The organism is Parablautia sp. Marseille-Q6255 (assembly GCF_951230155.1).
Taxonomy (GTDB): domain Bacteria; phylum Bacillota; class Clostridia; order Lachnospirales; family Lachnospiraceae; genus Choladousia.
Window position 1 is genome coordinate 364,426 of the sequence record NZ_CATNVD010000001.1, and the last position, 14,635, is coordinate 379,060.

The 14,635-nt window shown below is 44.8% G+C and carries 13 protein-coding genes; 1 reads left to right on the plus strand and 12 read right to left on the minus strand.

All coding sequences use genetic code 11. The annotated features are described in order from the left end of the window. Positions 1-9: 9 nt before the first annotated feature. From mtnK to QOX44_RS01765, 3 genes are read right to left on the minus strand one after another with little or no spacing between them, the layout of a single operon-like run. Positions 10-1,224: an S-methyl-5-thioribose kinase gene (gene mtnK / locus QOX44_RS01755; RefSeq protein ID WP_283680932.1), complete on the minus strand. Its 1,215-nt coding sequence runs from the start codon at positions 1,222-1,224 to the stop codon at positions 10-12. Between the two features lie 13 nt (positions 1,225-1,237). Beyond that, the gene (locus tag QOX44_RS01760) at positions 1,238-2,674 is read right to left on the minus strand and encodes an FGGY-family carbohydrate kinase (RefSeq protein ID WP_331488284.1); all 1,437 of its coding nucleotides are present in this window, start codon (positions 2,672-2,674) and stop codon (positions 1,238-1,240) included. Positions 2,675-2,711: 37 nt separating this feature from the next. Continuing rightward, on the minus strand, positions 2,712-3,695 hold the full coding sequence (locus QOX44_RS01765; protein ID WP_283680933.1) for a 2-hydroxyacid dehydrogenase: 984 nt from the start codon (positions 3,693-3,695) through the stop codon (positions 2,712-2,714). A 291-nt stretch (positions 3,696-3,986) separates the two neighbouring features. On the opposite strand from QOX44_RS01765, the gene QOX44_RS01770 reads away from it, so the two are divergent. Next, positions 3,987-4,760 (plus strand): DeoR/GlpR family DNA-binding transcription regulator, encoded by a 774-nt coding sequence (locus tag QOX44_RS01770; RefSeq protein ID WP_283680934.1) that lies wholly within the window; start codon positions 3,987-3,989, stop codon positions 4,758-4,760. 276 nt (positions 4,761-5,036) lie between these two features. On the opposite strand, the gene QOX44_RS01775 is transcribed toward QOX44_RS01770, so the two are convergent. The 9 genes from QOX44_RS01775 to QOX44_RS01815 all read right to left on the minus strand — a co-directional run bounded on the left by QOX44_RS01775 (position 5,037) and on the right by QOX44_RS01815 (position 14,564). Then, complete coding sequence (locus tag QOX44_RS01775; RefSeq protein ID WP_283680935.1) at positions 5,037-6,692, minus strand: ABC transporter permease subunit; 1,656 nt, start codon at positions 6,690-6,692, stop codon at positions 5,037-5,039. A gap of 18 nt (positions 6,693-6,710) precedes the next feature. Continuing rightward, on the minus strand, positions 6,711-8,219 hold the full coding sequence (locus tag QOX44_RS01780; RefSeq protein WP_283680936.1) for a sugar ABC transporter ATP-binding protein: 1,509 nt from the start codon (positions 8,217-8,219) through the stop codon (positions 6,711-6,713). 111 nt (positions 8,220-8,330) lie between these two features. After that, positions 8,331-9,566 (minus strand): substrate-binding domain-containing protein, encoded by a 1,236-nt coding sequence (locus tag QOX44_RS01785; protein ID WP_283680937.1) that lies wholly within the window; start codon positions 9,564-9,566, stop codon positions 8,331-8,333. 165 nt (positions 9,567-9,731) lie between these two features. Further along, positions 9,732-9,860: a hypothetical protein gene (locus QOX44_RS01790; RefSeq protein WP_283680938.1), complete on the minus strand. Its 129-nt coding sequence runs from the start codon at positions 9,858-9,860 to the stop codon at positions 9,732-9,734. A gap of 46 nt (positions 9,861-9,906) precedes the next feature. Further along, positions 9,907-10,419: a ferritin gene (locus tag QOX44_RS01795; RefSeq protein ID WP_283681023.1), complete on the minus strand. Its 513-nt coding sequence runs from the start codon at positions 10,417-10,419 to the stop codon at positions 9,907-9,909. A gap of 60 nt (positions 10,420-10,479) precedes the next feature. Then, positions 10,480-11,340, minus strand: a complete 861-nt coding sequence (gene xerA / locus QOX44_RS01800; RefSeq protein ID WP_283680939.1) for a site-specific tyrosine recombinase/integron integrase — start codon at positions 11,338-11,340, stop codon at positions 10,480-10,482. A gap of 145 nt (positions 11,341-11,485) precedes the next feature. Further along, positions 11,486-12,124: a hypothetical protein gene (locus QOX44_RS01805; protein WP_283680940.1), complete on the minus strand. Its 639-nt coding sequence runs from the start codon at positions 12,122-12,124 to the stop codon at positions 11,486-11,488. Positions 12,125-12,136: 12 nt separating this feature from the next. After that, positions 12,137-13,324, minus strand: coding sequence for a DUF362 domain-containing protein (locus QOX44_RS01810; RefSeq protein ID WP_283680941.1), 1,188 nt, complete (start codon positions 13,322-13,324; stop codon positions 12,137-12,139). A gap of 22 nt (positions 13,325-13,346) precedes the next feature. Beyond that, entirely contained in the window at positions 13,347-14,564 is a 1,218-nt protein-coding gene (locus QOX44_RS01815) for a metallophosphoesterase (protein WP_283680942.1), read from the minus strand. Between the last annotated feature and the right edge of the window lie 71 nt (positions 14,565-14,635).

Here is a 14,635-nt window from a genome sequence, read left to right on the forward strand (position 1 = left end):
TCTCCTTAATTATAAATTTTTCTTTACAATTCCAAGAAACTGTTGTCCACTAGAAATTTTCTCTCGGTTTTTAATAAATTCTTTTGCAATAGAAATGATTTTTTTCTCTTGTTCCATACGAAGAATGTTGTCTTTAATCTCTGTGAGATCTTTTACCTTGGCTACTCCCACAACTCTTCGAATCAGCTCACATCCCGCAATTCCCGCTGCATCATGAATCACCCCCTCAAGATAATACTCCTTAAATCCTTCTGTCTTTGCCATGCAATCCGTACATAGCTCATCATACCTCTTTGTAAATTTATCTTTAAACAAGTCAACACTCTCCCGAATCACACTGTCTATCCACTCTTGAAATTTCTCTTTGTCCCTTCCCTCTTTCTGTAAAGCGATAGAATGGAATTTTGCAAAAATCATGTGTGCAACTACATTGGCCAGATCGTATCCCATAGGACCATAAAAAGCAAACTCTGGATCAAACACCTTCAATCCCTTGCTATTAATAAAGATCGACCCCGAATGAAGATCCCCATGAATAAGTGCCTGTGCATGCTCCATAAAGCCAAACTTCATTTTAGCTGCTTCAAGCTTCAAATCTTGGTCCGCGTAGACTTCTTTTTCCACATAGTCCTTCAGCTCATCTACAACATAATTTTTGCCTGCAAAATTCCCAAAAGGTTCCGAATAAACAAGTTGTTCTGTAATTGTACAAAGATCCGGATTCACATAGGATTTCACCAGCTGCTTTTTTTCTTTATGATCCATTACTATATCTGTTGTTGCGAGAAGACAATTTACCATATACGTTGTAATCTGATCAGCAAAAAACGGATATATACTAAATTTCAGCAAAGCTCCCCTCATCACCTCATAGTTTTTAAGATCTTCCATTACCATACAGCACATCACAGGATCATATCCATAAACCCTTGGCACATAACCAGAAACATATTTATCCTGAAGCATTAGAATTTCGGCCTCAATTCTATTGCGATCTGTATCTACATGTCTGCCTGATTTTGCTCTGGTTTCAATCCCAGAATGTTTTAAAATCACAGATGCTCCGTTTTTTTCATCCTGAACACGAAAAACATAATTTAAATTTCCATCTCCGATCTCTTCTACAGAAAGTTCTGCATCTTCAGCAAAAATTTCATACTTTTGCAATACATATTCAACGATATCATTACATTCCATCAAAAAATATCTATCAAAACGCCCCATCTTTATCACCGCCTTACTTGCATACAACCCGCTGGAATTCTTCCCATCTTTGATAATATTTTTTACTAAAATCATCATCCGAAGGAGAGAATATATAAAAGCTTGCATCATTTTCTGTCTTTTCTGATAAGTTTCCAAATACCCTATTTAAGAGTTTCACACACCCAAGAATTGATGCCTGTTCAAAACCTTTCGGAAGCAACAACTCTTTCTCTGTAAGGTCCGAAAACATCTGACATATAAGCTTTGACTGAAAACCTCCGCCGCATCCTCTAATGTATGTTTTTTCATGTTGAGTAAGCTCCAACAATTTCTGATAGTTTCTATAAAGCGCACACGCAACATCTCCCGCAACTGCAGCAGCAAAATCATATCTATCTATATCAGCCCCCCAGGGAGTGTCCATAAAAAATCCACCTTTTTTGATATGCTTCCCTGTATCAAACAACAATGTCGTAAAAGATGCGCACATTGTCACTTTCTTTTTTTCTGACAGATTTCTATTTAATTCATCGTAAGAAATATCAGGAAACAGCAGACGCTTCAGCCTTTGAAAATTCAGTCCGGTTACGCCGGGGTTTGTCTCAATAAAGTAATTATCACCACCAATGTTGAGATCCACCCAGCACCTTTCCTGCTCATCATAAAATTTTTCAGGGACATTAAAAAACAATGGAGAAGTTGTTCCTGAAACTATTGTAATATCACCCACTTCCCCTCCAGCACCTGCAACTGCATTCTGGGTATCTCCTCCACATACGATAAACGGAACATCATAATCCACCCCTAATAAACGTTTCCCTTTTTCTGTAAAATTCCCAAGGCTTTGTGGACCTGTGGCTAAATCCGGTGCCAGACTCATCGGAAACTGATATAACCGAAAGAGTTCTTCAGACCATTTCCTTGTTTTAATATCAAGCAACTGCGTTTCGCAGGCTAACGACAATTCCATCGTCAATTTACCTGTAAAAATATAGCCCATCCATTCGCTTAAACTGGTAAATTTTACAATTTGATCAAATAAATCCGGGCGTTTCTTACGAAGACCATAAAGATTCCCTGCAGGAAATGTAGAAAGCCAACGTCCCGTCTTCTCATATATCATCTTTTTTTCAGGAATCTCATGTAAATATTCTCTCCCTCGATGGTCCATATTAGGAACACCATATACTGCCTCTCCATCCTTATTTAGAAAAATTGTACTCTGTCGGCATCCAGAGGCCGTCACAGCATCAATATGTATATCAGGAAATTCAGAAACAAGCTTCCTGCACATATCCAAAATCCTGCATTTCCATTCCTGCGGATCAAAATACTGTGCATCTGGATACAATTCATCCCGTAAGTATCTATTTTCTATCTGTTTCATTCCCCATATTCTGCCATCTGATCTAACAAGCGCTGTCCTAGAATTTCCTGTCCCAATATCGATCACCATATAGTTTTTCATATTATATCTACCGGCTTATACCGGATTCCCCGCCTCCTTATTGTACTTTATTAAAAATAATACAGTTCTTCTGTTCCCCATTTTCCCATTTTTTTATTCTCTCTACCATAATATCTGAATGATGATCACTCACCTCATAACTTGCGCCACAGATATGAGGGGTCAGGAGAACATTATCGAGCTTCCACTTTTCTATTTCTTCTTTCGTTGGTGGTTCATTCTCCATTACATCCATTACAGCGCCTCCTATCTTTTTTTCCTTGATTGCATTATATAAAGCTTCCATATCAACTACTGCACTTCTGGCAGTATTTAAAAAGATCGCTGTTGGTTTCATGAGAGCAATCAGTTCTGAACCAATCATCTTCTTTGTTGCATCATTCACAGGAAGGTGAATTGAAATAATATCACAAGTCGAAAACAATTCTTCCAAAGACACTTTTCTAACATCCTCTGCTTGTTCTACATACGGATCATAAAAAACATTGTTTGTTCCAAAGGCTTTAAACAAACCAGCTGCCGCACGCCCAACTGCACCAAATCCCACAAATCCAATCTTCTTTCCTGAAAGTTCGTTCCCTTGAAAAAGATAATATGGACTAACTCCATTTTTCTGCCCCCACATACCGTTTCTTTCCCAGCATGCAGCTTCAGCTATATGTCTCATATAACAAATTGTCATTCCCACTGCACACTCAGCAACTGCTTGAGCATTTCTAGCAGGAGTACATATAATCGGGAGGCCCTCTTGCGTACATCTGTCAACATCCACATTAGCCGGATTTGCACGGCACACTCCCAAAAGCTTTAATCCTTGCCAACTACTTAATGATTTCTTTCCTACCCTGTCTAATTCTGTAATAAAAATATCTGGTTTTACTCTCTGTAAAAGTTCACTCGTTTTGTCATCTTCAAACCATTCCCCAGTTTTATTCCATGGTTCATAAATGACTTCATCGTACATATTACGTAATTCTGAAAGTCCCTTCTCGCTAAATGGTGCCCTAACCAAAACTTTCATAAATCTCCTCCTTGTTGTTTTTTGTAATTTAATGTTGATTATATATGGATTATGTTGGTTTGTCAATATATATTCCATATTTTATCACATTTTCCAACTCTCTATTTTATTATTTTGTGCTATTTTAATTAAACATTTAATATATATGTTGTATTTTGTTGTTTTTTTATTTTTTCACCTTTAATTTTATTGATTTTGTCAGAAAGCAAGTATATAATAAACTCAACAGTAAGCTATACCGTTCTTTTATCTATCTCATAGTAAACATAACTCATTTAAAGGAGATACTTTATGCTAAAAATAGACCGACAAAATTTTATTATGAATGAATTAAAAAACGAAGGAAGTATATTAATTTCCAATCTCAGTGATTCTCTAAACTGTCACGAAGAAACAATACGAAGAGATCTGAAAGAGCTCGAATCCATCGGAAAATTAAAGAGAATTCACGGTGGTGCTTATCTGCCTGATTATTCTGACCGCAGCGTACCTATTGACCTTCGTACCTCTTTTTTTAAAGAAGAAAAACGCGAAATGGCTCAAATAGCACTTTCTTTTATCAGTCCTGGCGATACAATTATGCTGGATTCCAGTACTACTTGCCTTCAACTGGCACAGGCTATTCTTGATTCTCAGATCACTGTTACTCTAATTACAAACTCACTTCGTATCTGCGTGCTGTGTGATTCTAATAAAAAAGGAAATGCCACTCTGGTATGTGCTGGCGGACAGCTCCGAAAAAAGACAAGCTCATTTGTAGGATACAAAACAACAGACATGATCAGCAGTAATTTTGCAAACATAGCTTTTCTCAGCAATCCCGCCATCAATATAAAATATGGTTTAACTGACAATAATCTGAATGAAGCCAACGTTCGAAAATGTATGCTTGAACATTCTAAGCAACATATTTTTCTTATGGATCATACGAAATTTTCCAAAACAAGCAGCAATGTGTTTGGACAAATTTCAGATATGGATATTCTAATTACAAACAAGAAATTAAATAAAGACTGGGAAACTATTCTTCAAGAAAAGGAAGTTAGATTTCATTATACCTGCTGACTGGCTCTATTTTCAAACTATCCAGATAATTTTTACAGATCATTTTACCAATATTCTTCAACTTTCATATCATAATACTTGAGGAGAGAGTGGTTAACTCCCTCCTCACACCACCATGCGCATCATTCGCCACACAACAATTTATCCGACTATCATTTTCTCGTTACCCAACAGACGCGAATTTTGCACACTTAAGAAACATGCATCGTCAAACGCACGAAAAAAGCTGTCGCAGCCCGCCTTGCAGACTACAACAGCTTTTTTATAAATCTTTTTTTATTTCTTTCTCACATATTTCAGGCAGTCAAGTGTTACCGCTACCAGGATGATGATACCGGAGAATACGAACTGAAGGTTCGTGTCGATACCAAGGATCGTCAGAGAGTAGGTCAGTGCTGTAAAGATCAGCACGCCGACTACAACACCTGAGATCTTACCGATACCACCTGTAAAGGATACACCGCCGACTACGCAGGCTGCGATCGCATCTGTCTCCCAGCCCTGTCCATACGCAGCAGAACCAGAACCAACCATACGCGCACACTCCAGCCATGCGCCGAAGCCATAGAGGATACCTGCAAGGATGAATGCACCCATTGTTACGCGGAATACGGAGATACCGGAAACAGCTGCTGCCTCTGGGTTTCCGCCTACTGCGTAAAGATTCTTACCAAATGTTGTCTTGTTCCAGATAAACCATACGATCACAACTGCTACAACGGCCCAGATGATGATCGTCGGGAATCCGTTGATCTTCGGGATGATCATACCCGGAATGGATGACTCGATCGCACCAAAGGATACACCCTTTGTCGCATATGTAACAAGACCGAAGATCATCAGCATGTTTGCCATAGTTGAGATAAACGGATGCATCTTGAACTTGGCTGTAAAGAAGCCTGCCAGTGACGTAAAGCAGGTACACAGGATAATACACATGATCAGAGCGAAGAACATGCGCACTACGACCGGAAGTCCTGTAAAGTCAAATACATGTCCGAATACTGCACCTGTATTGATACCCTGATGCATGATGATCGTCGCTGTTGTCATACCCATACCTACCATACGACCGATGGAAAGGTCTGTACCAGTCAGGAGGATCAGTCCTGCAACACCGAGCGCAAGGAACATTCTCGGAGACGCCTGCTGAAGGATGTTGAGTACGTTGTTGTAGGTAAGCAGCGGTGTATGTTTTACGATCGGTGTGATGATACACAGCGCTACGAAGATCAGAACAATCGCAATATACAGACCGTTTTTCAGAAGGAACTCTCTGCGGTTGAACGTATACTTGTAGTTTTCCCACTTCTGAGCCCGCGTCTCAAGGAAGGTAAACTTCGACATGCGCAGCATATCGATCAGATGATACTTATAGGTATAAGCAGCATGCCGTCTGTCCTTGATCTCCTGCAGTTCCTGCTCCAGCTTCACCTTTGCGTCAAACAGACGGTTCTTGTATACATACTTCTCATCCTTCTGCTCCTGGTGATCTGTCAGCTTCGCTGCAGCTGCCTGATGCTCTTTTTCGAGTTTTGCAACATTTTCTTTATATCTTTCTTTTGCCTTTACTTTCTCCTGCGCACAGCTCTCCAGCACCGGCTGATAATACTCTTTATCAAAGTGCGCTTTCAGATACGCCTCTGCGTCTGCGATCAGCCTGGAGATCTCGCCCTTATTCTTTTCTTCAACTGCTTTTGCCTTCTGCAGCTCGCTGCGCATGCTTGCCGTCTGCGCCTCGCGCTCTTCTTTTGTCAGGCTGCGGTCTCTCTTTAAGCCTTCGATACTGTTTAAAAGGCTGACAACCTTATCTGTACCGTCTACACGAAGGCTGTCGATCTTTTTCTGGATATTACCCACATATTCCTCGATCGGCCTGCGCAGCGTAAGCTCCTGCTCTGCCGTAAGGATTTTCCCGTTTCCGTTTGCCATATCTGTTAATCTCCCTTATTATAGGTATTTTGCACTGAGTCTCAAAAGTTCTTCCTGATTCGTCTCTTTCGTATTCACAATACCGGAAAGACGTCCGTTGGACATAACGCCGATACGATTTGTAATACCGAGGATCTCCGGCATCTCAGAAGAAACAACTATGATCGTCTTTCCCTGCTTTGCCATATTGATGATCAGCTCATAAATCTCATATTTTGCACCGACATCAATGCCTCGTGTCGGCTCGTCCATCATGAACACCTTCGGCTCACGCTCCAGCCATTTTCCAAAAATAACCTTCTGCTGGTTTCCTCCGGAAAGGCTTGAGATCATGTCCTCCGGTCCCATACATTTTGTATGCATGATCTTGATCTCTTTTGAGGTCGCTTTTACCATCTTCTGATCAGACAGCGCCAGTCCCGCTTTGTACTGCTCCAGATTCGCGATCGTCGTATTGAAGGTCAGGTCACCCTTTAAGAAGAGTCCGTTCGCCTTTCTCTCCTCCGTGATCATCGCAAAACCATGATCCATCGCTTCCTTGGCACTGTTGAAATTCATCAGCCGGTTGTTGAAATACACACGGCCTGCCGCTCTGGTACGGACGCCAAAGATCGTCTCAAGAAGCTCTGTACGGCCTGCACCTACGAGTCCATACAGACCAAAAATCTCTCCCTCCCGTACATCAAAGGTGATATCCTGCAGATGCGGCTCAAACTTTGTGGAAAGGTGCTGGATCGACAGGATCGGCTCCTTCGGTGTATTGTCCACCGGCGGGAAACGATTCTCAAGAGAACGTCCTACCATTGCTGCGATCAGCTCATTCATATCTGTTTCTTTTGAGCTTTTTGTCATGACCAGATTACCGTCACGCAGTACGGAAATCTCATCACAGATCTCAAAGATCTCATCCATCTTATGAGAAATGTAGATCAGTGAGATCCCCTGCTCCTTGAGCATACGCATCATTCCGAAAAGCTTCTCTACCTCCTGTACGGTCAGGGACGAGGTAGGCTCATCCAGAACGATTACCTTTGCATTATAGGAGATCGCCTTTGCGATCTCACACATCTGCCGCTGTGAAACAGACATATTTCTCATCGGCTGTGTCAGGTTTACGGTCATGCCAAGCTTTCTGAAAAGCTCAGACGCTTCTTTTTTCATTCTGCCCTCATCGACTATCCCCATCGAGTTGACCGGATAGCGGCCGAGAAACAGATTATCGATCACGTTGCGCTCCAGACACTGGTTCAACTCCTGATGCACCATCGCGATACCGTTTTCAAGAGCATCCTTCGGACCTGAGAAGCTTACTTCCTTTCCATCAAGGAAGATGCTTCCCTCATCCTTCTGGTATGTACCAAAAAGACATTTCATCATTGTTGACTTACCGGCGCCATTTTCTCCCATGAGTCCCATAACCGTGCCGCGCTTCACATTCAGATTGATGTGATCGAGGACCCGGTTGCGTCCAAAGGACTTGCTCATGCCGCGTATCGATAAGACAATATCATCTTTCTTATCTGCCATTTTTTTACTCCTGTATACATGGTTTACTGTGTTTTCATACAAATTTTCCCGAACAAAAGGATTAGGGAGAATTTCTTCTCCCTAATCTTAACATCCTTATTTCAATAGATATTACTGATTAAGCAGAGCTGTGTAAGAAGCTGCGTTGTCTGTCTTAACCATGTTGATCGCAAATGCATCATACTGGCTCGGGTTTCCAAGACGGTTTGTAATGTTGGACTCTGTCTGTCCGTCACCGCCGATGTATTCAACCTCAAGGTTCAGAATGTCATCATAGTTCTGAAGCAGCGGCTGGTATGTGGAGCTCAGGAAGTTATCAGCTGCATTGTAGATATTGAGCCATACCTTCTTAACCGGTGATGTAGCCTCATCCAGCTGGTTGGATACCGGCTCATAAACCTTTGTAGAATCTGTGAACTCTTCGTAGTTCTCAGCTGTAACTGCTACGTTCAGTGCATAGTAGGAACGCTGCTCCTCGTTGTATACATATACATCCTCAGAAAGAACATTGCCTGCCTCATCTGCTGTACCGATACCTGTGTCAATATCAACACCGTCAAGAGCGTTACGAAGCACACGAAGTGTCAGGTAAGCCTGTACGTCTGCATGCTGGCTGATCGTTCCGCCGTATCCCTCTGCGATCGCTGCTACTGCATCGTTGTTTGCATCGTATCCGAATGTCGGAACCTTGTTATCTTTTGACCATGCGTTGAACATGGACATTCCCATACCATCGTTGTTGGAAACTACTACATCGATCTGATCGCCGAAAGAAGAAGACCATGTACCGATCGCATTTCCTGCTGTAGCTGCATCCCATGTAGCACCTGCAGAGTTCTTCATCTCCTGAGAAGCCAGCTCACGAACTGTATATGTTGTTCCGTCAACTTCCAGTGTACCATCCTGAACAACTGTTGCAGAACCGTCTGTATTTGTACCAACCGGCTCGCTGTTGATGTTGCCGTCTTTGTCTACGCCTGTGCCGAGAGCCTTGCGGACACCTCTTGTACGTGCGATAGAATCGTTATGTCCGATATCGCCGATTGCCAGAACATATCCGATCACACCGTCACCATTACGGTCAATCGTTGCCGCATTTGCCTTGATGTAATCAAGAACCATCGTACCCTGAAGTTCTGCACCCTGATTTGCATCAAAGCCTACATAATATGTATTGTCGTTGAAGGAAAGCGCTGCCATATCGAGCTCACCTGTAGAGCTGTTAGACGGCTGGCGGTTAAACCATACGAGCGGCTTATCCTTGTTTGCCACTTCGCCCTCTGCGGAAGCTGTAAGGGAAAGACCCATAACTGCTGCCATTGTCAATACAAATAATTTCTTTTTCATATTGCTAGTTCCTCCTTCTTTTCGGCACATTTTGTCCGTACCATTGTTTATGTTGATACTATACACAATCTGCTTCCGGTAAAACATAGAATATTTTTTGCTGTTCATTGAAATTCTTAAGATTTTTATTCGTTATATTGAACAACAGCTTTTTCCTTTTTCGACCTATATCGAGCAATCCACCCATATTTCGCTCTTTCCTGTCATTTCTTTTGCATCCTGCATGCACCGGCAGGCACACAGCAAAAAAGACTGCGCCACGCCTTTTTCCGCGTACTGCAGTCTTTCTCCCAAACAGCTGTCTGCGTTCGCCGCAGTCAGACCATATCTGTGTTGTTGATCATAATACCAGGGACGGCGCTGTATACACACGCGCCTTTAATTCGTTATCCAGCATATAGAGACTTCTCGGCTCACTTCCAAACAGCTCCATCTTCGTGACGAGATCCTGCGTGTTCTTCTCTTCCTCTCCCTGCTCCTTTACAAACCAGTCAAGGAACTGTACGGTCCGAAAATCCTTGGCACTCTGTGCAGCGTCGTACAGGTTATTGATCAGAGAGGTCACGTATGCCTCATGCTTCACTGCCTCATGCAGCGGATCCTCCAGTCTCTCCAGAGAGATCTCCGGCTTCGGGATCATGAGGAGCTCCACGTCTGCACTGTTATTTTGCAGATACTTCATAAACAGCATCGCATGATCTCTTTCTTCCTGTGTCTGGATATAAAACCAGTTGTAAAAACCGTCCAGTCCTCTGCGGTTATAGAAATTGGCAAAATCCAGATACAGATAAGCTGAATAAAACTCTTTGTTGACCTGTTCGTTCAACAGCTCTTTTACTTTTGCATCCAGCATCTTCTTATCCCCTTTCCAGCTGCCCTGCAGCCCTGTGATTTCCGGCATGATATGCCTTATTTATGCAAAGCGCCCCCGCTGTGCATTCATATTTAAATAAACCTGCGTTGTGGCAATATCGGAATGTCCAAGCCGCTCCTGCACCGCGCGGAGATCCTCCCCGTTTTGTACCAGATGCGCCGCAAAAGAGTGCCTCAGCGTATGCGGCGTAATATCTGCCTCGATCCCGGCCTTTGCCGCATATTTCTTTACAAGCTTCCAGAAGCCCTGACGGCTCATCATCTGCCCGGAGCAGTTCACAAACAGATACTCTGAATCAGCCTCCTTGAGCAGCGCTTTTCTCCCGTCCTTAAGGTACTGATCTACTGCACGCTTCGCATTCTCCCCGAATGGGATCACCCGCTCCCGATCGCCATCCCGGCATACGACATAATTCATCTGCAGATGGATATCCGAAAGCTTTAATGAAATCAGTTCTGTGACCCGCATACCTGTCGCATACAAAAGCTCCAGCATCGCGCGGTCGCGCCGCTCCTTCGGCTTCGTTCCGCAAGGCTGCTCCAGCAGACGCTTCGTCTCCTCCTGACTTAAGATCCCGGGAAGCTTTTTCTCAATGTGCGGCGCCTTTATAGACGCCGTGGGGTCCTCATCTATCGTATGGCGAAAGCATTCGTAATGAAAAAATGCTTTCATTGACGCAACGTTGCGCGAGACAGTCGCGGTAGACATTCCCTGATTTTCCAGATACAGTACGTAGGAATTCAGATTCGTCGCAGTGACATTGCGCACGTTCTCGATCCCATGCTCCAGCAGATACTGGTTCAGCTTCTTCAGGTCGCACCGATACGAATTCACCGTACTTTCTGACGCATTTTTCTCTTCTTTCAGATAATCAATAAAAAGGGGCAGTTCTATTCCCATACCACATAACTCCTCGCCTCAAAATTTCTCCCAAAACAGGCTTTCCTCCTGTTTCTCCCGTATCCTGTAAAGCATAGTGATTATAACGGATTTTTCGGGTGAAATCAATGAGAATTTCCGTGAAAATACGCGGTTTTTATCGTTTTTATCGAAAAAGCCCCAAATATATTTTCAAAGTCCATATTCCAAGGAAGGCTTCTGCCGCACAGCCCAGAAAACAGTTTCCGAGAAGTACGAAAAACTCAGACAGCTCCCGCCTTACAGATCCCTGCATCACAGTCAGGATTTTCCCGCTGTACGACTCTGCTGCTGAAGCAGGCAGACTGGCCCACGGCCGGCTGCCGCCTCCTCTCTGGTCAAAATGCCGCAGCAGCACCTGCAGCTCCCTGCGCCACATAGACGCATAGATGATCCACTGCGGAAACAGACAGCACCCAAACAAAAGAAGTCCCTCGTATCCATCCCGTATCAAAAAGACCGATAAAAGCATTCCGGCAGAAGCAGACAGCCACCAGATGTATCCGAGATGGAATAAAAATCCCGCCGGCGTATAGCAGCTCATCCACAGAAAAAGCAGCACCGGGACACGCACAGAAACAATATAAGGAAACAGGCGTGCCGCCGCCACTTCTGTGGCTTCATACTTTCCCAGACTGTAAAGACTCAGCAGCCCGCTGTAATCCCCCGTCCCCATCCGAAACAGCTCCGGGATCGCGCTCCCTGCCAGCAGTCCTGCCAGTGCAGTAAATATCAGTAAGGTGATCCTGCGTCTTTCGGCTTCCATTCAAACCCCCGACTAGCTCTCCTTTGCTTCTATTCTATGGATATACTCCTTCAGAAATTCATAAATCTGTCCCTCTGTCGGCGGACAGCCTGCCACATGATGCGCAAACCCGGCAGTACATTGTCCGATCCCGATATGCCCGGTCCTGCCCCGATACCCCTGTCCAATACAGATCTTATCGTCCAGCTTTTTTAACAGCCCCTCCTCCCGGAGCCTGTCAAGCGCAGGGATCAGATATCCATAGCATGCGCTGCAGGATTCGACCTCCTCCACGGCGTCCCGAAGCTCCACGGTCCGGCGGGAAAGCGGAAGCTCCTCATCCGGTCCCTCCAAAAACCACAAAGTCTCCTTCTCAAGCCCTGTCTCAGCGGGATGCCCCTGCGCTTCCAGAGACTCCAAAACGTCTCTGCGGCAGGTCAAAATCTGCGCCTGCTCCAGATTGGCACTGCCTGCTCCGAGTGCCTCTGCCATTTTTATGTAGGGAACCTCCGCCACATCATAATGAAGCAGACGGCAGGCATATGCGTCCGCCAGCACCGGATCACAGGCTGCCATTACGCAGTTGCGCACTACAGGGTTCCCTCCATCCTCAAAATCAAGATCTCCGCATATATGATCGATCACTACAAAATCCTGACGGATCCCCATTGCCAGATGTGCAATCGGCTCATGAAGCCCCATCGCATGAAATCTGCGCTTCTCCTTATTGGGCAGCAGTCCCTTCATATTTTTCAAAGCACAGGTGATCCTGGTCTGACAGTGTCCTTTGAGCACAGGCACATTGATCATAAAGTCCACGTCACGCACACAATCGCAGATACGAAGCTCAAGACCAGCACAATCCTTTGCATACGCCCCTTCCTTCTGCGTATCAATAAAGGGGACACCGTACTCCTTCGCGAGCACATCATAGCCACAGACTCCGATCGCCTCACTCGTCTTATCACCCACCCATGAGCCTTCCATCAATACAATGTTGCTGCAGCCGCCTGACCGCAGATACTCAATGATCCCTGCCACCACCTCCGGATGTGTCGTTGCCCCACAGGAGGCAGGACTTGGAGAGACAAGATTTGGTTTGATGCCGATACGGCAGCTTTTATCTTTGATCCTTCCCAGAAGATCCGCTCTGGTGAGCAGCTCTGCCGTCATTTCCTTATAATCTGTGCCGTATATTTTCAAAATCTGATTGTTCTTCATCCTCTATACCACCAAATATCCTTTATTCTTTCTGACCCAAATCCCCGCTTCCGTCAAAATTGACCCGAATCGTACAGATCTCACTCTTCGTCCCCACACGCATATTCGGTCCAAATACGCCGACGCCTGAGGTCACGATATTGTGCATCTGTCCCTTTTTCAGATATCCATAAGAATTTTCCCAGAAAAACGAGGTCACGATATTGCCGGGGAACAGTTGACCGTCATGTGTATGTCCGCACAGGTCAAGATCAACGCCTGCATCTGCAAGCGCAGAGAGCTCACGCGGCTCATGATCGATCACAATGACCGGTTTCGTCCGGTCAAGCTCCTGCGTGATCTCACCGGCGCTCTTTCTCTTATCAATCCCACGTCCCGGGCGCTCATAATCCGGGCGTCCGTATACATAAAAAGAATCATCGATCAGCACTGCCTCATCTCTGAGCAGACGGATGTCTGCCTTTTGCAGCAGCTCATCCATGCGCGGATCACTCATCTTCTTTCCTTTCTGCGGGAACGTAAAGCCTGCCAGGATTTTTTCCTGGATATCATGATTGCCATAGCAGGCATACACACCGTACGTACTCTCGATCGAGGAAAGGATCTTTGCCAGGCGCTCCGGATCATCAAGTGCCTCATACTCGTTGTCAAAAATATCTCCCGCGATCACCACGAGATCCGGCTTCTGCGCGTTGATCTTTTTCACCATCTGCTGCATATTCCAGCAGCCGATGCTGTACCCAAGATGCAGATCTGCCACCAGCACAATATCCAGTGTTTTCCGGTCTCCCGCTTTTTTGTGGATGGTTACCTCATACTCCGTCCGGCGGATCGTACCTGCGCTCCAGATCCCGGCCGCGCTGATCACTGCCACAATGACCAGACAGAGCGCTCCGATCAGCGCATGTCCTGTAGTGCCAAACAGCTTCTCATTTTTTTGCAGGCGGGTTCTTTTGAGGATCAGCCGCACAATATCTGCCGCTGCGGTCACCATCAGCGCATACATCATCGTGCCAAGCCAATAGTTACTGATCAGCTTCATGACTCTTTGGATCGGGGATGGAGGCAGTAAAAATGCGATCAGCACGCTGCATGCCAGAAACGCATAGAGCAGCACGATCAGAAGCCGCAGATCACGCCTGCCTGCACGCGGATGGCAATCCTTCAGCCAGGAAAGCATTCTCATCAGAACGTATATACACAAAATAAGATAAACCGGCGATAGATAAACTGCTGTCATTGTTCGGATGTCCCTTCTTTCGTTTCGAGCAAAAATCTGAACTCAAATATGCCCTATTCTATCACGCTTTT